The organism is Paenibacillus sp. EB106-04-04-XG159 (assembly GCF_058791835.1).
Genome location: NZ_JBYTDY010000024.1, coordinates 1 through 18,318, shown reverse-complemented (window position 1 = coordinate 18,318; position 18,318 = coordinate 1). Strand labels below are relative to the sequence as shown.

At 47.4% G+C, this 18,318-nt stretch carries 27 protein-coding genes; 25 read left to right on the top strand and 2 right to left on the bottom strand.

All coding sequences use genetic code 11. The features are described from left to right. Nucleotides 1-17: 17 nt before the first annotated feature. The 22 genes from rplF to AC3WTP_RS21155 all read left to right on the top strand — a co-directional run bounded on the left by rplF (nt 18) and on the right by AC3WTP_RS21155 (nt 14,324). On the top strand, nt 18-560 hold the full coding sequence (gene rplF, locus AC3WTP_RS21260; RefSeq protein WP_492396635.1) for a 50S ribosomal protein L6: 543 nt from the start codon (nt 18-20) through the stop codon (nt 558-560). Between the two features lie 62 nt (nt 561-622). Next, complete coding sequence (gene rplR, locus AC3WTP_RS21255) at nt 623-991, top strand: 50S ribosomal protein L18 (protein ID WP_492396634.1); 369 nt, start codon at nt 623-625, stop codon at nt 989-991. 26 nt (nt 992-1,017) lie between these two features. Further along, the gene (rpsE, locus tag AC3WTP_RS21250; RefSeq protein ID WP_492396633.1) at nt 1,018-1,515 is read left to right on the top strand and encodes a 30S ribosomal protein S5; all 498 of its coding nucleotides are present in this window, start codon (nt 1,018-1,020) and stop codon (nt 1,513-1,515) included. 13 nt (nt 1,516-1,528) lie between these two features. Beyond that, nucleotides 1,529-1,714 (top strand): 50S ribosomal protein L30, encoded by a 186-nt coding sequence (gene rpmD / locus AC3WTP_RS21245; RefSeq protein WP_492396632.1) that lies wholly within the window; start codon nt 1,529-1,531, stop codon nt 1,712-1,714. Nucleotides 1,715-1,798: 84 nt separating this feature from the next. Beyond that, nucleotides 1,799-2,239 carry a 50S ribosomal protein L15 gene (rplO, locus tag AC3WTP_RS21240; protein ID WP_492396631.1) on the top strand — a complete coding sequence of 147 codons (441 nt, stop codon included), beginning with the start codon at nt 1,799-1,801 and terminating at the stop codon, nt 2,237-2,239. After that, nucleotides 2,239-3,537, top strand: a complete 1,299-nt coding sequence (gene secY / locus AC3WTP_RS21235; RefSeq protein ID WP_492396630.1) for a preprotein translocase subunit SecY — start codon at nt 2,239-2,241, stop codon at nt 3,535-3,537. The genes rplO and secY overlap by 1 nt, the downstream gene beginning before the upstream one ends. Before the next feature lie 146 nt (nt 3,538-3,683). After that, entirely contained in the window at nt 3,684-4,328 is a 645-nt protein-coding gene (locus tag AC3WTP_RS21230) for an adenylate kinase (protein ID WP_492396629.1), read from the top strand. A gap of 5 nt (nt 4,329-4,333) precedes the next feature. Beyond that, on the top strand, nt 4,334-5,086 hold the full coding sequence (gene map / locus AC3WTP_RS21225) for a type I methionyl aminopeptidase (RefSeq protein ID WP_492396628.1): 753 nt from the start codon (nt 4,334-4,336) through the stop codon (nt 5,084-5,086). Between the two features lie 9 nt (nt 5,087-5,095). Then, on the top strand, nt 5,096-5,407 hold the full coding sequence (locus AC3WTP_RS21220) for a hypothetical protein (protein WP_492396627.1): 312 nt from the start codon (nt 5,096-5,098) through the stop codon (nt 5,405-5,407). 2 nt (nt 5,408-5,409) lie between these two features. Continuing rightward, on the top strand, nt 5,410-5,625 hold the full coding sequence (gene infA, locus AC3WTP_RS21215) for a translation initiation factor IF-1 (RefSeq protein WP_006676514.1): 216 nt from the start codon (nt 5,410-5,412) through the stop codon (nt 5,623-5,625). 101 nt (nt 5,626-5,726) lie between these two features. Then, nucleotides 5,727-5,840 carry a 50S ribosomal protein L36 gene (rpmJ, locus tag AC3WTP_RS21210; protein ID WP_037291536.1) on the top strand — a complete coding sequence of 38 codons (114 nt, stop codon included), beginning with the start codon at nt 5,727-5,729 and terminating at the stop codon, nt 5,838-5,840. Nucleotides 5,841-5,858: 18 nt separating this feature from the next. After that, nucleotides 5,859-6,227 carry a 30S ribosomal protein S13 gene (gene rpsM, locus AC3WTP_RS21205; protein WP_458570888.1) on the top strand — a complete coding sequence of 123 codons (369 nt, stop codon included), beginning with the start codon at nt 5,859-5,861 and terminating at the stop codon, nt 6,225-6,227. A 16-nt stretch (nt 6,228-6,243) separates the two neighbouring features. After that, complete coding sequence (gene rpsK, locus AC3WTP_RS21200) at nt 6,244-6,639, top strand: 30S ribosomal protein S11 (RefSeq protein ID WP_492396626.1); 396 nt, start codon at nt 6,244-6,246, stop codon at nt 6,637-6,639. 134 nt (nt 6,640-6,773) lie between these two features. Beyond that, nucleotides 6,774-7,718, top strand: coding sequence for a DNA-directed RNA polymerase subunit alpha (locus AC3WTP_RS21195; RefSeq protein ID WP_492396625.1), 945 nt, complete (start codon nt 6,774-6,776; stop codon nt 7,716-7,718). 32 nt (nt 7,719-7,750) lie between these two features. Further along, complete coding sequence (gene rplQ / locus AC3WTP_RS21190) at nt 7,751-8,116, top strand: 50S ribosomal protein L17 (protein WP_458570891.1); 366 nt, start codon at nt 7,751-7,753, stop codon at nt 8,114-8,116. Nucleotides 8,117-8,250: 134 nt separating this feature from the next. Continuing rightward, nucleotides 8,251-9,093, top strand: coding sequence for a tRNA pseudouridine(38-40) synthase TruA (gene truA / locus AC3WTP_RS21185; RefSeq protein WP_492396624.1), 843 nt, complete (start codon nt 8,251-8,253; stop codon nt 9,091-9,093). Nucleotides 9,094-9,227: 134 nt separating this feature from the next. After that, complete coding sequence (rplM, locus tag AC3WTP_RS21180) at nt 9,228-9,665, top strand: 50S ribosomal protein L13 (RefSeq protein ID WP_492396623.1); 438 nt, start codon at nt 9,228-9,230, stop codon at nt 9,663-9,665. Between the two features lie 19 nt (nt 9,666-9,684). Continuing rightward, complete coding sequence (gene rpsI / locus AC3WTP_RS21175; protein WP_085499048.1) at nt 9,685-10,077, top strand: 30S ribosomal protein S9; 393 nt, start codon at nt 9,685-9,687, stop codon at nt 10,075-10,077. A 242-nt stretch (nt 10,078-10,319) separates the two neighbouring features. Further along, on the top strand, nt 10,320-11,012 hold the full coding sequence (locus AC3WTP_RS21170) for a phosphoadenylyl-sulfate reductase (RefSeq protein ID WP_492396622.1): 693 nt from the start codon (nt 10,320-10,322) through the stop codon (nt 11,010-11,012). A 25-nt stretch (nt 11,013-11,037) separates the two neighbouring features. Next, nucleotides 11,038-12,210, top strand: coding sequence for a sulfate adenylyltransferase (gene sat, locus AC3WTP_RS21165; protein ID WP_492396621.1), 1,173 nt, complete (start codon nt 11,038-11,040; stop codon nt 12,208-12,210). Between the two features lie 178 nt (nt 12,211-12,388). Continuing rightward, entirely contained in the window at nt 12,389-13,123 is a 735-nt protein-coding gene (cwlD, locus tag AC3WTP_RS21160; RefSeq protein WP_492396676.1) for an N-acetylmuramoyl-L-alanine amidase CwlD, read from the top strand. A gap of 79 nt (nt 13,124-13,202) precedes the next feature. Then, nucleotides 13,203-14,324 (top strand): Mrp/NBP35 family ATP-binding protein, encoded by a 1,122-nt coding sequence (locus AC3WTP_RS21155; RefSeq protein WP_492396620.1) that lies wholly within the window; start codon nt 13,203-13,205, stop codon nt 14,322-14,324. 57 nt (nt 14,325-14,381) lie between these two features. On the opposite strand, the gene gerD is transcribed toward AC3WTP_RS21155, so the two are convergent. Then, nucleotides 14,382-15,083: a spore germination lipoprotein GerD gene (gerD, locus tag AC3WTP_RS21150; protein WP_492396619.1), complete on the bottom strand. Its 702-nt coding sequence runs from the start codon at nt 15,081-15,083 to the stop codon at nt 14,382-14,384. Between the two features lie 141 nt (nt 15,084-15,224). Here gerD and AC3WTP_RS21145 point away from each other — a divergent pair, with 141 nt between their 5' ends. Further along, a complete protein-coding gene (locus AC3WTP_RS21145) occupies nt 15,225-15,857 on the top strand; it encodes a KinB-signaling pathway activation protein (protein WP_492396618.1) in 633 nt (210 codons plus the stop codon). A gap of 38 nt (nt 15,858-15,895) precedes the next feature. On the opposite strand, the gene pdaB is transcribed toward AC3WTP_RS21145, so the two are convergent. Further along, complete coding sequence (gene pdaB / locus AC3WTP_RS21140) at nt 15,896-16,702, bottom strand: polysaccharide deacetylase family sporulation protein PdaB (protein ID WP_492396617.1); 807 nt, start codon at nt 16,700-16,702, stop codon at nt 15,896-15,898. 163 nt (nt 16,703-16,865) lie between these two features. On the opposite strand from pdaB, the gene AC3WTP_RS21135 reads away from it, so the two are divergent. Both AC3WTP_RS21135 and AC3WTP_RS21130 read left to right on the top strand, forming a co-directional pair. Further along, a complete protein-coding gene (locus AC3WTP_RS21135; protein ID WP_492396616.1) occupies nt 16,866-17,483 on the top strand; it encodes a stage II sporulation protein M in 618 nt (205 codons plus the stop codon). Between the two features lie 216 nt (nt 17,484-17,699). Then, nucleotides 17,700-17,927, top strand: coding sequence for a hypothetical protein (locus tag AC3WTP_RS21130; protein ID WP_492396615.1), 228 nt, complete (start codon nt 17,700-17,702; stop codon nt 17,925-17,927). Nucleotides 17,928-18,318: the final 391 nt, after the last annotated feature.

The following is an 18,318-nucleotide window of genomic DNA, read 5'->3' as shown; positions in this document are numbered from 1 at the left end:
AGATAGGAGGTGCAGCCATGTCCCGTATTGGTCGCAAACCAATTAACGTGCCAGCTGGCGTAACCGTTACTTTGGATAACACAGTAATTACGGTTAAAGGACCTAAAGGATCTTTGACTCGTGAACTGCACAAAGATATGAAAGTATCGATCGCAGAAAACGAGATCTTGATCGAACGTCCTTCTGATAATAAACTACACCGCTCACTTCATGGAACTACACGTTCTGTAGTTAACAACATGGTAGTTGGTGTAACGGATGGCTATGCTAAGACTCTTGAGCTCGTAGGCGTAGGTTACCGTGCAAACAAAACTGGCGATAAGCTCGTATTGAACGTTGGTTACTCTCACCCAGTTGAGATCACACCAGAAGCAGGTATCGAGTTCGAAGTTCCTGTACAAACGAAGATTATCGTTAAAGGCATCGACAAAGAGCGCGTTGGTGCTTATGCAGCTAATATTCGCGCTGTTCGTGAGCCAGAGCCGTATAAAGGTAAAGGTATCAAGTACGAAGGCGAACGTATCCTGCGTAAAGAAGGTAAAGCTGGCAAGAAGAAATAAGATCTTGCCTAGCTCGCTTACCCGTGTAGCTTAATGGCTAAACTGAAGGGAGTGAAACAATCGTGATTACAAAAGGCGATAAAAACAAAGCTCGTTTGAAGCGTCACCTTCGTGTGCGTAAGAAAATTGAAGGAACGACAGCACGTCCTCGTTTGAACGTATTCCGTTCCTCTAAACATATCTACGCTCAATTGATCGATGATGTTAAGGGCGTAACAATTGCACAAGCTTCGACTATGGACAAAGAGCTTCGTGACCAAATTACGAACGGCGGTAATGCTGAATCCGCTCGTAAAGTTGGGGAACTCGTAGCTAAACGCGCCAAAGAAGCTGGTGTTGAAGCAGTTGTATTCGACCGTGGTGGCTATCTGTATCATGGACGTATTCAATCATTGGCAGACGCAGCTCGTGAAGCTGGTCTTGAGTTTTAAGAATTTAACAAAAGGAGGTTAACAACTTGCGAGTTGATCCAAATACGTTAGATCTGACTGAAAAAGTAGTTCAAATTAATCGCGTAGCTAAAGTTGTAAAAGGCGGACGCCGTTTTAGCTTTAGTGCTCTCGTTGTTGTCGGTGACGGCAAAGGCCATGTTGGCGCTGGTATCGGCAAAGCATCCGAAGTACCTGATGCAATCCGCAAAGGTATGGACGACGCTAAGAAAAATCTCATTCACGTTCCTTTCGTTCGCACAACGATCCCTCACCAAGTAACTGGTAAATTCGGTGCAGGCTCAGTTCTTCTGAAGCCAGCAAGCGAAGGTACAGGGGTTATTGCCGGCGGTCCGGTTCGTGCCGTGTTAGAATTAGCTGGTGTAGGCGATATCTTGACGAAATCGCTTGGTTCCTCCAATGCAATCAACATGGTTAATGCTACGCTCGAAGGTCTGTCCCGCCTGAAAACGGCAGAACAGGTAGCTAAGTTGCGTGGTAAATCCGTTCAGGAACTGTTAGGATAAGGAGGGGACTACTATGGCAAAATTGCAGATTACCCTCGTTCGCAGTCTGATCGGTCGTCCAGAAACTCATCGCAAGACGGTGAATACACTGGGTCTGCGTAAAGTGAATCAAACGGTTGTTCATAATGACAATCCTGCGATTCGTGGTATGGTTAATCAAGTGACTCACTTGGTTAAAGTAGAAGAAATCGAAGGCTAAGACTCGCTCTTAGCTTCAACATAAACAAAATGTTTGAAAAAACATGTAAATTACTGCAAATTTAATAAGGAGGTGCGATGAACGATGAAGTTACACGAACTTTCTCCAGCACCTGGTTCACGTCAAGAAAGCTTCCGCCGCGGTCGCGGTATTGCTTCCGGTAACGGGAAAACAGCAGGACGTGGTCACAAAGGTCAAAATGCTCGTTCCGGTGGTGGTGTTCGTCCAGGCTTTGAAGGCGGTCAAAATCCATTGTACCGTCGTTTGCCAAAGCGTGGTTTCTTGAACCCAACACGTAAAGAGTACTGCGTTGTGAACGTTTCTGACTTGAACCGTTTTGCTGCAGGTACTGAAGTAACTCCGGAATTGCTGATGGAACAAGGCATCGTTAAAGACCCAATGTTCGGAATCAAGATCTTGGGTAACGGTGAACTTTCTGTTAGCCTAGTAATTAAAGCTAACAAGTTCTCTCAATCTGCCGTAGAGAAGATCGAGGCTGCCGGCGGCAAATCCGAGGTGATCTAATGTTCAAGACTGTATCGAATATATGGCGAGTCGATGATCTGCGACGTAAAATTATTTTTACGCTCTTGGTATTGATCGTTTATCGCATCGGTGCATTTGTTCCGGTACCTGGTGTTGATACATCGGTTTTTCAGACAGCCAATGACCAAGGGAATTTGTTCACATTGCTGAACACATTCTCTGGTGGCGCGTTATTTAAGTTCTCGATCTTCGCTCTTGGTATTATGCCGTACATCACGGCATCGATCATTGTGCAGCTTTTGACGATGGATGTCATCCCGAAATTTGCACAATGGGCGAAAGAAGGAGAAGTCGGTAAACGCAAGTTAGCTCAGATTACTCGTTACGGTACGGTAGTCTTGGGTCTGATTCAAGCATTCGGTACTGCTATTGGCTTTAACCGTATGTACGGCTTGGCAATGGTTCCGAATGCAACTTTTTCGAGTTACCTCGTGATCGCTATTGTCCTTACAGCTGGTACAGCTTTCCTCATGTGGCTTGGTGAGCAGATCACCGAGAAGGGGATTGGCAACGGCATCTCGATTCTCATTTTTGCTGGTATCGTGGCGGCATTCCCGCAACATATCATGGATATCTATCGTGATCAATTCATTGAGAGCGAGGGACCAATGCTCCTTAGCATCGCTAAAGTGCTTGTGATCCTACTAGTAGTATTCCTCTTGATCGTCGCAGTTATCTTCGTTCAAGAAGGAAAACGCAAGATTCCTGTGCAATATGCGAAACGAGTTGTCGGCAACAAGATGTATGGCGGACAAAACACGCACATTCCACTTAAAGTGAATGGCGCGGGCGTAATCCCTGTCATCTTTGCATCGTCGTTGTTGTTGTTCCCGGCTACGATCGCTCAGTTCTGGGCGGATCAAGCATGGGCAAAATGGGTGAGTGCAAATCTAATGTATGATAAGCCGCTCGGCGCAGTACTATATGTCCTGTTGATCGTTGGATTCACTTTCTTCTACACATTCGTTCAAATGAACCCTCAGCAAATGGCGGATCAAATGAAAAAGAATGGTGGGTACATTCCAGGTATTCGTCCTGGCAAACCAACGGCGACTTACTTGACTCGCGTTATGACTCGTCTGACGCTGTCAGGTGCACTCTTCTTGTCGGCCATCGCTATCCTTCCAGTAATCTTCGGAAAACTGGCTGGCTTGCCGCAAGGAGTACAGATCGGTGGTACCTCGCTCCTCATCGTTATCGGCGTTGCGCTTGATACGATGAAGCAGATCGAGAGCCAGTTGATTAAGCGTCATTACAAAGGTTTTATCAATAAATAGGCATATAGGTTCTGATGGGGCCGTCAAGGCACCTCGGCACCTATTGTGCTGTTTCTCGTAGAGCAGAGGCTTAACGAATGCCATCGAAAGCAAACCACTTCCGACGTAAGTTAAGCCTATGCTTATCATAAGGGGAGTGACATTCGATGAACATTCTATTCATGGGGCCTCCTGGGGCAGGTAAAGGAACGCAGGCTGAACGAATTGTTGCGGAGTTCGGTATTCCTCATATCTCCACAGGCGATGCGTTCCGCGCAGCAATGCGTGAAGGTACGCCAATCGGCCTAAAGGCTAAGGAATACATTGATCAAGGTCTGCTCGTTCCGGATGACGTCACAGTCGGTGTCGTACGTGAACGTCTCGCACAACCGGATTGTGATACTGGCTTCTTGTTGGACGGCTTTCCTCGCACATTAGCGCAAGCGGAAGCTCTGGACGACATGCTGGTAACGATGGGACGCAAGCTTGACCATGTCATCAACCTGAGCGTTGACCGTGAATTATTGCTGGCGCGTCTGACAGGTAGACGTATTTGCAAGTCTTGCGGCGCGACGTACCACGTCATATTTAACCCGCCACAGCAAGAAGGCGTATGCGATAAATGCCAAGGCGATCTGTACCAACGTTCGGATGATTCCGAAGAGAAGGTCGGCACTCGTCTTGACGAATATATCAATAAGACGGCTCCTTTACTTGATTACTACGAAGCTAAAAGCTTGTTGCGTCAAGTTGACGGGGAGAAGGAAATCGATACGGTGACGTCTGAAGTCGTATCTTTACTGCGAGGTTAACACGAATGATCATTTGTAAGTCCGAAGTGGAACTAGGCTTCATGCGGGAAGCTGGGCGAATTGTTGCGGAAACGCACCGTCTTATGGCTCAACACATCGAACCAGGAATCACGACACGTGAACTAGACGCCATCGCGGAGAAGTTCATTCTAAGCCAAGGCGCAACTCCTTCATTCAAAGGATACAACGGTTTTTCCGGTAGCATTTGCGCATCAGTCAATGAAGAGCTGGTGCACGGTATACCTGGCAAACGCAAACTTAACGAAGGCGACATCATCAGCATTGATATCGGCGCGCAATATCGCGGATATCACGGTGATTCCGCCTGGACATATGGCGTCGGCACCATATCGGAAGCAGCCCAGCGGCTGCTCGATGTGACAGAGCGCTCGCTCTTTGCCGGACTTGAACTGGTCAAATCGGATGTTCGTCTTTATACGGTATCCCACGCGATTCAGCGCGTAATCGAAGATGCGGGGATGTCAGTCGTGCGTGAGTATGTAGGTCACGGAGTCGGTACGGATCTTCATGAAGAGCCTCAGATTCCGAATTACGGAGTTCCAAACCGCGGACCTCGGTTGAAGCCGGGCATGACGCTCGCGATTGAACCGATGGTTATCATCGGGGAACGTCACACGAAGACATTGGCGGACAACTGGACGGTCGTTACGTTGGACGGATCGCTGTGTGCTCACTTCGAACATACAGTAGCCGTTACACAAGACGGTTGTGAGATTTTGACGAAGTTGCAAGAGTAGGTGAATGGGATGAGCAGCATTCCGGCACCACAGATTGGTCAATTCGTCAGAGTACGCCAAGGTCGCGATCAAGGTAAGATCGCCGTCATCGTCGGTATTGCGGATGCGAAATTCGTCCACATAGCGGACGGGGACAAGCGAAAGTTTGACCAGCCAAAACGCAAAAGTGTGCTCCATCTGGAGCTGCAGCAAGCGATAAGCCATGAGGTCTGTCAAAGTTTAAGTGAAAGCGGACGGGTAACAAACAGTAAACTCCGTTACATCATCGCGAAGTACGCGGAAACACTGGCCGCTGCAAATGGGAATGAGAAAGGAGAATGACGTTGGCTAAAGAAGACGTGATTGAAGTTGAAGGAACGGTCATCGAGCCGTTGCCGAATGCTACGTTTCGAGTAGAGCTTGAGAATGGACATCAAATTCTAGCCCACGTTTCCGGAAAGCTGCGGATGCACTTCATCCGTATCCTGACTGGGGACAAAGTGGTCGTACAGTTGTCACCATACGATTTGAGTAAAGGTCGCATCACATATCGAAAGTAGCACTCGAGATTCTAAATAGCGCACTGCATGCACTTGCGGACCGTTCAGGATAATACTTGATGGTTTGACGCGTGCAACTTAAGGACTGGGAGGTTATCATCATGAAGGTAAGACCTTCTGTAAAGCCGATGTGCGAAAAATGCAAAGTCATTCGTCGCAAAGGTAATGTTATGGTAATATGTGAAAATCCGAAACACAAACAAAAACAAGGTTAAGAAGGGGGTGTAGCGTTAATGGCTCGTATAGCTGGTGTAGACTTGCCACGTGATAAACGCGTTGAGATCGCCTTGACATACATTTTTGGTATTGGGAAAACAACTTCCCAAAAAGTCATCGCTATGGCTGGTGTAAACAAGGATACTCGTGTTCGTGATCTGACTGAAGACGAGGTAAACGCAATTCGTGAAGCAATCGATAAGAATGTAAAGGTAGAGGGTGACCTCCGCCGTGAAATTTCCCTGAACATCAAGCGTTTGGTTGAGATTGGATGCTACCGTGGTATCCGTCACCGCCGCGGCTTGCCTGTTCGTGGTCAACGTACTAAAACTAATGCTCGTACACGTAAAGGCCCTCGTCGTACGGTAGCTAATAAGAAGAAGTAAGGAGGGATAAGTAGCAATGGCTAAACCGAAAAAAGTTGTACGTACAAAACGTCGTGACCGTAAAAATATTGAGACTGGTGTGGCACACATTCGTTCCACATTCAACAATACGATCGTAACGATCACGGATCCGCACGGAAACGCAATTTCCTGGGCAAGCTCCGGTAACTTAGGATACCGCGGTTCCCGTAAATCAACACCGTTTGCTGCGCAAATGGCTGCTGAATCTGCTGCTAAAGCAGCAATGGAACATGGAATGAAGACGGTAGAAGTTAGTGTTAAAGGTCCAGGTGCTGGTCGTGAAGCTGCCATCCGTTCCTTGCAAGCTGCAGGATTGGAAGTTAGCGCGATTAAAGACGTTACTCCAGTTCCGCACAATGGCTGCCGTCCACCAAAACGTCGTCGCGTATAATTGAACGCGTGGCACTTGTCGTATACAACTAACGCCTACTGGTAATAATGGTTGTTTAGGCAAACTACTGCACGATTCGACCGACCAAGGTGTTTTCACAGTTACGCCAGCGACGTTTTGAAGGAGGGTTATTAGTGATTGAGATCGAAAAGCCGAAAATTGAGACCGTAGAAGTCAGTGAAGATGGAACGTATGGCAAGTTTGTTGTCGAGCCGCTTGAACGCGGTTATGGCACGACGCTGGGGAACTCCCTCCGCCGTATCTTGCTTTCATCTTTGCCCGGCGCGGCAGTAACATCCGTCCAAATCGATGGAGTATTGCATGAGTTCTCGACGATTCCAGGTGTCTATGAAGACGTTACGGAAATTATCTTGAACTTGAAAGCACTCTCCCTTAAGATTCACTCTGATGAAGAGAAGATTCTTGAAATCGATGCGGATGGCGAAGGTATTATCACTGCCGGTGATATTCGTGCGGACAGTGATGTGGAAATTTTGAACCCGGATCTCCGCATCGCGACATTAGCTCAAGGTTCCAGACTCCATATGCGCATATATGCGAATCGTGGACGTGGCTTCGTGCTCGCCGATCGCAACAAGAATGAAGACCAACCAATTGGTGTCATTCCTGTTGATTCGATCTATACGCCAATCTCACGCGTGAACTATGCAATTGAGAATACGCGTGTAGGGCAAGTAACGAACTACGACAAGCTTACGCTTGAAGTATGGACCGATGGCAGTGTTCGTCCAGAAGAAGCAGTCAGCCTTGGTGCGAAGATTCTTACAGAGCATCTGATGCTCTTTGTAGGTCTTACGGACGAAGCGAAAGACGCTGAAATCATGGTCGAAAAAGAGGAAGACAAGAAGGAGAAAGTGCTCGAGATGACTATCGAAGAGCTCGATCTCTCCGTTCGTTCCTATAACTGCTTGAAGCGTGCAGGCATCAATACCGTGCAAGAGCTGATCACGAAGACGGAAGAAGACATGATGAAGGTCCGCAACTTGGGCCGCAAGTCTTTGGAAGAAGTTCAAGAGAAGCTTGAAGAGCTCGGTTTGGGTCTGCGAATGGAAGATTAATCGGGATCTGTTGACGAAGGAGGGGAAACTACATGGCATACCAAAAGTTGGGTCGTGATGCTAGTGCGCGTAAAGCTTTGTTCCGCGACATGGTAACCGACTTGTTCCTATACGAGCGCATTCAAACAACTGAAGCGAAAGCGAAAGAAGTTCGCTCTATTGCTGAAAAGCTCATCACAAAGGCGAAGCAAGGTGACTTGCACGCTCGCCGTCAAGTGGCTGCATACGTACGCCGCGAAACGGTTGATGGTGAAAAAGACGCTATCCAAAAGCTGTTCACGGAGATTGCACCTCGTTATGCAGAACGTCCGGGCGGTTATACACGCATCTTGAAACTTGGACCACGCCGTGGCGACGCTGCGCCTATGGTGTACTTGGAACTCGTTGACCGTGCGTAAGTGCGGGTTGATGCATTAACTACCGCACATAGCGGCTTGAAAGAGAGCTCCCCTTGAGGAGCTTTTCTTTTTATCGCATCGTGCGCATCAAGAAATCCCATGTCGATCATGGCGTATGTATGATGGAGGCAAGCATGAGAAATGTGGCTATGACCGTTGCCTACGAGGGGACCGCATACTGCGGATTTCAGATCCAACCGGATCTGAATACCGTACAGGGACAAATCGAAGCAGCCATTGCGAAGTTAACACGGGAACAAATCACCATATCGGCATCAGGTCGCACTGATGCAGGTGTGCATGCGCAGGGACAAGTGTTTAACTTTCACACGTCATCCACTATTCCAATTAGGCGATGGGCGCTTGCACTGAATACGTGGCTGCCAGATGATATCGTCATCATGGACGCGTGGGAAGTGCCGCTTGACTTTGATTCTCGTTACTCGGCGAAGCGCAAGACGTATCGTTACACGATATGGGCAGAGCGGCAGCCGGATTTGTTCCGGAGGCATCTTGAGTATCATCATCATCAGCCGCTTCAGATAGATGCTATGCGTGAGGCGTTAAAGTATCTCTTAGGTGAGCATGACTTTACGTCTTTCGCTTCGCCGAAATCAACTAAGCGAAACCATGTACGTACGCTGTATGATGCAAGGCTGGAAGTTGAACCAAGCCCGACCGGTGAGGCTGGGCGGGGGAGAATCCACCTATATGTGACAGGGAGCGGTTTTCTGTATCAGATGGTCCGGATCATTGTTGGGACTCTGCTCCGCATTGGAGAAGGCAAGCTGAAACCAGAGGATATGGAAGGTATACTTGCAGCACGCGATCGCAGTGCTGCAGGTCCTACCGCCATGCCTCATGGGTTGATGCTATGGCATGTGGGTTATGATGAAGAGAAGCTGCAGCAAACGAATGCAGTTTCCAATGATTCATTAAAAAAAACACATTGCTTATTGGACATTGATATTGTATAATAACATTTGTGTTTCTTTATGGCTTCCCACGGCCCCCAATAAAGAAACCGCCAAGATTTATTTGATACAGAGCATATGATTGAACGACATATAAAGCTACTAAGATTGAACGTTAGTAATGAGGAGGATATTTCATGCGTACTACTTACATGGCGAAACCAGCTGATGTTGAGCGCAAATGGTTCGTTATCGACGCTGAAGGCAAGACGCTTGGCCGTCTCGCTTCCGAAGCTGCTGCACTTGTTCGCGGCAAGCACAAACCAACTTTCACACCACATGTTGACGGCGGAGATTTCGTAGTCATCATCAATGCTGATAAAGTTGTATTGACAGGAAATAAATTGCAAGGAAAGAAATACTATCGTCACTCCATGTATCCGGGCGGTTTGAAAGTTACAACTGCTGGCGAGATGCTGGCTAACAAGCCTGAGCGTATGTTAGAACTTGCTGTACACGGCATGCTTCCTAAGACTCGCATGGGTAACAAGATGAAGCTTCGCGTTAAAGCATACGCAGGCTCCGCGCATCCGCATCAAGCACAAAATCCTGAAGTTTACGAACTTCGCGGATAATAAAAGGGAGGACAGTTTCATGGCACAAGTACAATACTATGGGACAGGTCGTCGTAAGCATTCCGTAGCGCGTGTTCGCCTCGTACCAGGTGAAGGCCGCATCGTTATCAATAAACGTGACCTTAATGAATATTTCGGTTTGGAAACTTTGAAGCTTATCGTTAAGCAACCATTGAACCTTACAGAAACAGTCGGCAAATACGACGTTTTGGTAATCGCTCATGGCGGCGGTATCTCTGGTCAAGCTGGCGCAATCCGTCACGGTATCTCCCGTGCATTGCTTAAGGCAGATCCAGAACTTCGTCCTGCATTGAAGAAAGCTGGCTTCTTGACTCGTGACCCTCGTATGAAGGAACGTAAGAAGTACGGTCTCAAAGCAGCTCGTCGTGCACCTCAGTTCTCCAAACGTTAATTTGGAACTTACACACAAGCCTCTTTCGCTTCGGCGAAGGAGGCTTTTTTTCTATCCTCCGATCAACATCTCATCTGTTTACTCACCTGTTTAACCATAGGCTGCACCCCATGATGTCGTTATGAATATGGTGTGTAGGTACTGAGAAAAACACATTGACAAATCATGGTAATTGGAATACGCTATATACACAATAAAACATAGCGAAATACTAGGTATTATGGATGTGGAGGGTGAGATCCGTGAACTTATTTGAGAAAGAAATCATAGTTGCGGAGAAAGCTGTGCAATTCGAACATGTTTCTGCCGAAGAAGTGATCCGATGGGCTGTTGAAACATTCCCTAACATGACCTTTGCATGCAGCTTTGGAGCGGAAGATGTTGTGATCGTTGATATGCTGCAGAAGATCAAACCATCGGTGGATATATTCTATTTGGATACAGGATTTCATTTTAAGGAGACGTATGAGACGCGAGATCGATTACAGGAGGCTTACCAAGTTGACTTTATCCGTGTAGCCGCCTCATTGACTCCAGAAGAGCAAGCCAAGCAATATGGAGATCAATTATGGGAAAGAGATCCGAATGCTTGCTGCAATATTCGTAAAGTTGAACCACTTAAGAATATGTTAACTAAATATGAGGCGTGGATTACCGGAATTCGACGCGATCAAGCGCCCACACGGGCTAATGCCAAGAAGGTGGAGTATGACACTAAGTTTGGACTAGTAAAGTTTAACCCTCTTGCCGCATGGACATCGGACGATGTATGGGCTTATATCCGACAAAACAAGGTCATATACAATCCACTGCATGATCGAGATTATCCGAGTATTGGCTGCACCTATTGTACCCGACAAGTGAAGGCTGGAGAAGATCCGCGAGCTGGACGATGGTCCGGGAATGAGAAGACAGAGTGTGGTTTGCACAAATAACGATGCAGTGGAAGGAGAAGCATGCATGATATCCATACCAGCTCATGGAGGGGAATTGATTGATCGCCGGGTCAAAGGTGAAGAACGAGATAGGCTGTTAGTAGCACTTCAAGATCGTCCTGTTATCCCCATCAATCGTTGGACGATGTCGGACCTGGATCTAATCGGTGTTGGAGCCTTTTCTCCGTTAACAGGCTTTATGACAGAAGCAGATTATCATCGTGTGGTTGACCATATGCGCTTGTCGGATGGAACTGTATGGAGTATACCGATTACGCTCGCAGTAGGCCCGGATACGGCTGCTAAGTTAGATATAGGTTCACTGGCTAGTCTCGTCGGAGAAGAAGACGATATCCTGTATGGTGCGATCGAGGTAGAGTCCATCTATTCGATTGATCCGTTATATGAGGCGATCAACGTATTTAAGACGTCTGATCCTGTTCATCCAGGCGTTCAGAGGCTGCTGAGCCAGCCGACGATACGAGTAGGCGGACGTATTCATGTCGTAGAGCGGCCGAAGCCAGAACGCTTTCAGGAGTATTACTATGATCCAGCGGAAACGCGGCAATTGTTTGCGGAGAGAGGCTGGAGAACCTTGGTTGGCTTCCAAACGAGAAATCCTGTCCATCGAGCGCATGAATACATTCAGAAGAGTGCTATGGAAATCGTAGACGGCTTGTTTCTGAATCCGCTTGTGGGTGAGACGAAGTCGGACGACGTACCTGCAGATGTAAGAATGAAGAGCTATCTAGCGTTAATTGACGGCTATTATCCGAAGGATCGTGTATTCTTAGGTGTGTTTCCTGCCGCAATGCGCTATGCGGGCCCTAGGGAAGCGATATTTCATGCTATCGTTCGCAAAAATTACGGGTGCACCCATTTCATCGTCGGAAGAGATCATGCGGGTGTAGGCAGTTATTATGGGACGTATGAAGCGCAGGAAATATTCCAGCGTTTCAAGCCTGAGGAGCTGGGTATAACGCCGCTGTTCTATGAGCATAGCTTCTTCTGCAAAGCGTGCGGCGGAATGGCCTCCAGCAAGACGTGTCCGCATTCGCAAGAGCAGCATATCGCACTATCAGGAACTAAGGTGCGCGCCCTGCTGCGGAACGGCGAATGTCCGCCTCCTGAATTTTCACGTCCGGAGGTCGCGCGTATCTTAATAGAAGGTATGGCCGAGCAGCCGCAGCACATCTAACATAGTTCAGGACATGCGTATAATTGTCCACCTTGCCCCATATAGTTGAGTAGAGATTATGGGGACGGAGGTGGACTTTGTGTTGTTTAAGAAAGGAATTGACCAGAATGTATCTTCCACAGGAGAAACTGACAAGCAGAAGGAATGGCTGCCGCCGCAGCGCAAGCCTAGTGCAAGAATGTTCTGGGTGTCGCTTCGGCGAGTGCGTCAGTGGGGCATTAGTATATGCCTGCTTCTATTAGTATTAGTTATCATGACTACGGATCTGCCCGTGAAGAAGACGTGGACTTATTGGACATTGCCGTTATCAGGTAAAATAGTAGCGATTGACGCGGGTCATGGCGGGGTCGATGGAGGAGCTGTTAGTCGTCAAGGTGTGATTGAGAAGGACATCAATCTGGCCATTGCACTGGCGTTAAGAGACTATTTGCAGCAAGCTGGGGCTGTTGTCGTGATGACGCGTGAGACTGACCAGGATCTGGCTGATTCTGATGCGAAGGGATACCGGGCACGGAAATCGCAGGATATGAAACGCCGTGTTCAATATTTGCAGGAGAAGAATCCTGATATATTTGTGAGTATACATATGAACAGCATACCGTCTAATCGTTGGAGCGGCGCACAAACCTTTTACCGCAATGATCTTCCGGCTAATAAACAGCTGGCCAAGCTCATTCAGGAAGAGATTCGGCGCAACTTGGAAAATACAGAGCGTGTAGCGAAGCCGGATGATCGCGATCTTTATCTGCTGCGCATGATGCAGGTGCCATCAGCATTAATAGAAGTTGGTTTCCTATCCCATCCGGAGGAATCGAGGCTGCTTGCTGATGCGGATTATCAGCGTAAGGTGGCTGCGTCTGTATATAAGGGAATTCTGCGATATGTGTCTGGAGAAACAGTTGGTAAAGATTAACGGTGTGGTATAATGATCTAGAAAAGCAGTAGTATACATGCATTCATAGTTACAGCATATAGAGACGGGGTGTACAGCAGTGAGTACAAGAGAACAAGTATTAGAAGCGCTTCAAGGGGTCATCGAGCCGCTTAGCGGCAAATCCTTAGTAGAACTTCAATGGATTCGCGATATTATGGTCAAGCCTGAGCATGTTTCCCTTACCGTTATTCTTGTGCCGGATGCAGCAGATGCGAATGTGAGAGAATCGCTCACGGAAGGAATACGCTCACAGCTGCAGAAGCTTGGATTCAAGGATGTACATGTTCGTGTTCGTCTAGCTTCCGCACAGGAGCTGGAAGCGGCAGGGCTTGGGGATTCACAGGCTCAGCCTAAGACTGCGTCGAGATCGGAAGCCCCAATAGGCCATGGCGCGGGCTTGGACAGCCTTAGTCCGCTTCTCGAGGAAGGTTCCAACGTAACCTTCCTGGCGATTGCGAGCGGCAAGGGCGGTGTCGGCAAGTCGACGGTGACCGTCAATCTGGCGGTTGCGCTTGCTCGACACGGCAAGAGGGTAGGACTGATTGATGCTGATATATATGGCTTCAGTATCCCGGATATGATGGGGATTGAAGATCGTCCGGTTGTCGTTGATCAACGGGTCATTCCGATCGAGCGATTTGGCGTGAAAGTCATGTCTATGGGCTTCTTCGTGGAAGACAACAGCCCAGTGGTATGGCGAGGTCCGATGCTGGGCAAGATGCTTCGCAACTTCTTTCAAGAGGTGGAGTGGGGGGGTCTTGACGTTGTGCTGCTCGATTTGCCGCCTGGAACAGGGGACGTTGCACTCGACATCCATCAGATGATTCCGCACAGCAAAGAGATTATTGTGACCACGCCGCACGCAACGGCTGCATTTGTAGCTGCCAGAGCGGGAACTATGGCGATTACGACGAAGCATGAGATCATTGGTGTTGTGGAAAATATGGCCTACGTGGAATGCGCGTCATGCGGTGAGAAGCAGTACGTATTCGGCCGCGGAGGCGGAGGCAAGCTTGCAGAAGCGCTGCACACATCGCTAATTGCTCAGATCCCGCTCGGTGCACCGGATAATCATCCATCCGAGCCGGACTTCTCTCCATCCGTATACAAGCAGGATACAGCTATTGGCGCATTGTACATGGACATGGCTCGCGAGATGATCGAACGCGGGGACGTATAACAGTATGCATAGATAAGGCTGTCGGGCAACCGACAGCCTTTTTATGCGCGTATATAGTTACTGACTGCTCGACTGATCCTGACCGCCTCCGCCGCCTTCCTCTTTACCACTGCCGCCTTCTTCTTTGGTTGAGGTGCCTTCTCCTCCTCCTTCTCCCTCACCTGTTTGACCGCCTTCTTTCTTCGGCTGCAGTTCCTCTTGGACAACTTTAGTTAAGAGGTCCATAACTTCAAGTTTGAATAGCGGAGAACTCATGGATTCCTTCATGATAGCCATGAGCTGCTTGCGATACTCTGGTGATTTCGTAATATCCATGTATGCTTTCATGACCTCAGGTGACTTCATAATATCGCCAACTGCTTTTTGATAAGTGGGGTCTTTAATAAGTTCTTTGTGAATATTTTTACTGTCCTTGTTTACGACCTTGGCGAATTCACCGGCGAATTTTGGATCTTTCATCACTTTCTCAATGACGTCTTTATATTCGGATGAAGTTAGGGTGTCCTTAACGGCTGTTCTTAACTGCTCCTCCTGCTGCGTCGTGAGAGCCTGTGCTTTCATGCCTCCTCCTGAGCTGCCGCCGGATTGAGCTTCCGTGATGGCCTTTTTTCCTTCCTCAGTCTTTAGAATATCGACCACCATGGTCTTAACTTCCTTATAATTTAAATTGTTGCTTGCCTGTGACTCCATTCCGCAGGCTGACACAATGAACATAAGTCCTAATCCTAAGCATGCAGTACAGATACTCTTACATCGCATGGATTTCCGGTCTCCTTTCTTCACCTTCCGCAATTGCTTTTAATGCGTAGTATGGGAATTAAAATTATGAATTATGTCTGAAAGCAATAGTTTTTTGATGAGAACACTGGTAAAATATGAATATTGCGGAGGTGAAGCCCCTTGAATTTTAAGAAATGGTCCTTTTTGTTTTGGACGACGCTCTGTGTAGGGGGAGCAGTAATGCTGCTGACAGGGCTGTCGATGCAATTATTCCAGCAGGAGCTCACCAATTTTAAGGGTCCAGTTGACATTATCGTCAACATTCTACAGCTGGGTCTCAGCGGGTTTATGGTTAGCGTATTTGCGCAGATGGGCTTTTTTGCGTATTTGACTCTCAACAATATCGCGCTGGGTATATTCCGAAAATCATGGCAGTACATTCAAATCGTAGTAACTGTACTCGTGCTGCTGGACATCATGTTTCTGCGAACGTTCATGGGGGAGAGACAGAGCTTGGCCGTCGACATTCTGCTTGGTGCAGTTATGCTGGTGATCGCAGTAGTTGTTGCTTATTATAAAGCGCGTGCGACGAATTCATTAGCATTTATCCCGTCGATGTTCTTCATGATTGTGGTTACCTATATTGAAACGCTCTCTGCGCTCAATATTAGCCAAGTGGCTACATGGTTTGTGTTTATCCCTTTAGTAACCTGTAATGCTTATCAGATTCTGCTGCTGCACCGCTTGTTGAATAACAACGCGCAATCAGCTTCTGATCAGGCGCAGTCTCCAGTAATAACTACAAAGAGCTGACGGATAACCGTCAGCTCTTTATTGCGATCAAGAATAGATTACATTCCGCCTGCATCGTGAAGGTGCTGCTGAATGGTGGTCTTGTCTTGAATGGTCTTGCTTTTGACATCGGTTTGATTAATCAGCTCAGATACAGAGACGAACTCATAACCCTTCTGCCGAAGCTCATCAATAATAAGTGGGAGGGCAAGATGTGTCTGCTTACTTGTATCGCTGGCATGGAGCAGTATGATATCACCCGGATGCGCTCGGTCGGTGACGCGTTTCACGATATTGTCCACTCCGATATTTTTCCAATCCTGTGAATCGGTATCCCATTGAATGACTTTGTAATTGAGATCGTCAGCGATCTGGAGAACGCGTTTGTCAAAATCTCCATTCGGAAGCCGAATCAGATTCGGTTCTTTACCAGTCACATCGGTTATTAATTGATGGGCGATCGTGATCTGCTTGCGGATGTCTTCCTCATTAAATCTGCTGTAATAATCGTGTTTGTGGCCATGGCTGCCAATCTCGTAACCGGCGTCAGCGATCTTTTTCACTATAGCAGGGTGAGTCTTAGCCCATGGGGATGATACGAAGAAGGTGGCCTTCTGTACTCCTTTTTGCTGCAGGATATCTAGAATGGGTTGTGCACGCTTGTCTCCCCAGCTAATATCGAAGGTAAGGGCGATCACTTTCTTGTCAGTCGGCACACTATAAATGGCGGAAGGGTTGCTTCCTTCTGAAAATACCATGATGTTGTCACTCTCCACATATACGACGCCTGCGGCAAACAGCGCGGCGACGATGAGGAAGAATATGCGTTTCATCTTCTTACCACTGATTACGTAAAATGAATTCATGCAACGTGCGCTCCTCTCGTAACGTAGCTAACGTTAGCGGGCATGCCACAGTAGGCTTGTCACGCTTGTATAATAAATGGTATGGTAGAGCGCGATCAAATATGACTTACTTGCAGGTATCCTAAGCAAGCATATTAAAAACACGAGTTATAGAGGTGAAGGAATGTTAAGCTTTAAATCATTTTTACGAACCTGTGCAGAGATCAAATGGTATATTGTCGTAGCGGCGTTGCTGCTGATAGGCGGGTATCTTATTGGTTATTCATCTGAAGCGCTGCACGGATTCCTAACAGAACAATTAAAAGGAATAGAGCAGCTGGCGGCTCAAGCATCGAATTCAGATAACCAAGAATTGAGCTTCTTTATCACGATCTTCTATCGCAATCTTATGGTCGCTGTATTTATGATGTTTGCAGGCATCGTGTTTGCACTGTTTCCCGTCATTACATTGGTTCTTAACGGAATGGTTCTGGGCTTTCTTATTAAGATTGTAACGATGAGCAATGCGGATCTGTGGAATGTGGTTGTACGAGGCTTGCTGCCGCACGGAGTGCTCGAAATGACGGCTGTCGTTATCGCTGCAGCGTACGGTATGAGATACGGTATATTAGCCATGCAGCGTATGAGTCCGCAATATCGTTCTCGTCCGGACAGCATCTCATTGCAGATGTGGGCGAAGAAGACGGGAGCGGGTGCTGTCTGGATAGCAGTGATGCTGTTGGTCGCGGCTATTATAGAGAGCACAATCACGTTCTGGTTGGTTTCAAACGCGGCTGCTTGAGTATGATGTTATTGCCCCTGACTCTATGAAGTAGCAATGCTCTGAAAATCGCTTCCCTCCTCAGTGATAAAATTGCCGAAAAATGTGCATAACAGTAAAGCGGTCCTTAAGTGGTGGTTGTTGTTTCTATTTAAAGGATAGTGCTGCTGTTGTATGCATTTTCGACCCAAGTGGCTGATACGGCCAGTTGCTATATTAGAGGAGGGTGCTTAGAGCGTGTTGGGCTTTATGTTTAATGAACAGGAATGCAAGGAATTAGGCTTTATGCTTCGGAAAGAATTAGATGAGATGCTGTTTGATATGAGTGACCAGCGACTAGACCTTGAAGTAAAGCAAGCAATCGCAAGCCGCTATCGAACCGTATTCAGAATGTATGCGCGTATCGCAACTCCGAAGGATCTATCTCGCTATGTTCGTAATCATCGAATCATGCCAATGCCGTGAATATCGATTATCGCATATAGGGGAGACTCTTGGAGCGGGTAAGATCAGAAGTCTATGATCGCTATTTGCCTATGAAACGATATGGAATTAAAAAACATGTCCTAAACATCTTGACGGTTCTGTGGGTTTATGATAAATTATTTTTTGTTCCCTTCTGGAGCAAGCATATGAACAAGTATGCTGCTGAAGAGGAAATATCGCAATTGAATGAAATAAACTTCAAAAAAGTTGTTGACTTCAATTCGAGAACATGATATATTAATCAAGTCGCCGCTGAACGGCGGTGAAGAAAAGAAAGTAACTTACGAGTTACAAATTGTTCTTTGAAAACTGAACAACGAGCGAATGTTGAGTGAGGATGACGATCTTGATCGTTTGAATCATTCAGCGA

Excerpts from the sequence above, each read along its gene's own strand:
- rplF (WP_492396635.1), top strand. The coding sequence starts at position 18 with ATGTCCCGTATTGGTCGCAAACCAATTAACGTGCCAGCTGGCGTAACC.
- rpmD (WP_492396632.1), top strand. The coding sequence starts at position 1,529 with ATGGCAAAATTGCAGATTACCCTCGTTCGCAGTCTGATCGGTCGTCCA.
- rplO (WP_492396631.1), top strand. The coding sequence starts at position 1,799 with ATGAAGTTACACGAACTTTCTCCAGCACCTGGTTCACGTCAAGAAAGC.
- secY (WP_492396630.1), top strand. The coding sequence starts at position 2,239 with ATGTTCAAGACTGTATCGAATATATGGCGAGTCGATGATCTGCGACGT.
- AC3WTP_RS21230 (WP_492396629.1), top strand. The coding sequence starts at position 3,684 with ATGAACATTCTATTCATGGGGCCTCCTGGGGCAGGTAAAGGAACGCAG.
- map (WP_492396628.1), top strand. The coding sequence starts at position 4,334 with ATGATCATTTGTAAGTCCGAAGTGGAACTAGGCTTCATGCGGGAAGCT.
- AC3WTP_RS21220 (WP_492396627.1), top strand. The coding sequence starts at position 5,096 with ATGAGCAGCATTCCGGCACCACAGATTGGTCAATTCGTCAGAGTACGC.
- rpmJ (WP_037291536.1), top strand. The coding sequence starts at position 5,727 with ATGAAGGTAAGACCTTCTGTAAAGCCGATGTGCGAAAAATGCAAAGTC.
- rpsM (WP_458570888.1), top strand. The coding sequence starts at position 5,859 with ATGGCTCGTATAGCTGGTGTAGACTTGCCACGTGATAAACGCGTTGAG.
- rpsK (WP_492396626.1), top strand. The coding sequence starts at position 6,244 with ATGGCTAAACCGAAAAAAGTTGTACGTACAAAACGTCGTGACCGTAAA.
- rplQ (WP_458570891.1), top strand. The coding sequence starts at position 7,751 with ATGGCATACCAAAAGTTGGGTCGTGATGCTAGTGCGCGTAAAGCTTTG.
- truA (WP_492396624.1), top strand. The coding sequence starts at position 8,251 with ATGAGAAATGTGGCTATGACCGTTGCCTACGAGGGGACCGCATACTGC.
- rplM (WP_492396623.1), top strand. The coding sequence starts at position 9,228 with ATGCGTACTACTTACATGGCGAAACCAGCTGATGTTGAGCGCAAATGG.
- rpsI (WP_085499048.1), top strand. The coding sequence starts at position 9,685 with ATGGCACAAGTACAATACTATGGGACAGGTCGTCGTAAGCATTCCGTA.
- sat (WP_492396621.1), top strand. The coding sequence starts at position 11,038 with ATGATATCCATACCAGCTCATGGAGGGGAATTGATTGATCGCCGGGTC.
- cwlD (WP_492396676.1), top strand. The coding sequence starts at position 12,389 with ATGTTCTGGGTGTCGCTTCGGCGAGTGCGTCAGTGGGGCATTAGTATA.
- gerD (WP_492396619.1), bottom strand. The coding sequence starts at position 15,083 with ATGCGATGTAAGAGTATCTGTACTGCATGCTTAGGATTAGGACTTATG.
- pdaB (WP_492396617.1), bottom strand. The coding sequence starts at position 16,702 with ATGAATTCATTTTACGTAATCAGTGGTAAGAAGATGAAACGCATATTC.
- AC3WTP_RS21135 (WP_492396616.1), top strand. The coding sequence starts at position 16,866 with ATGTTAAGCTTTAAATCATTTTTACGAACCTGTGCAGAGATCAAATGG.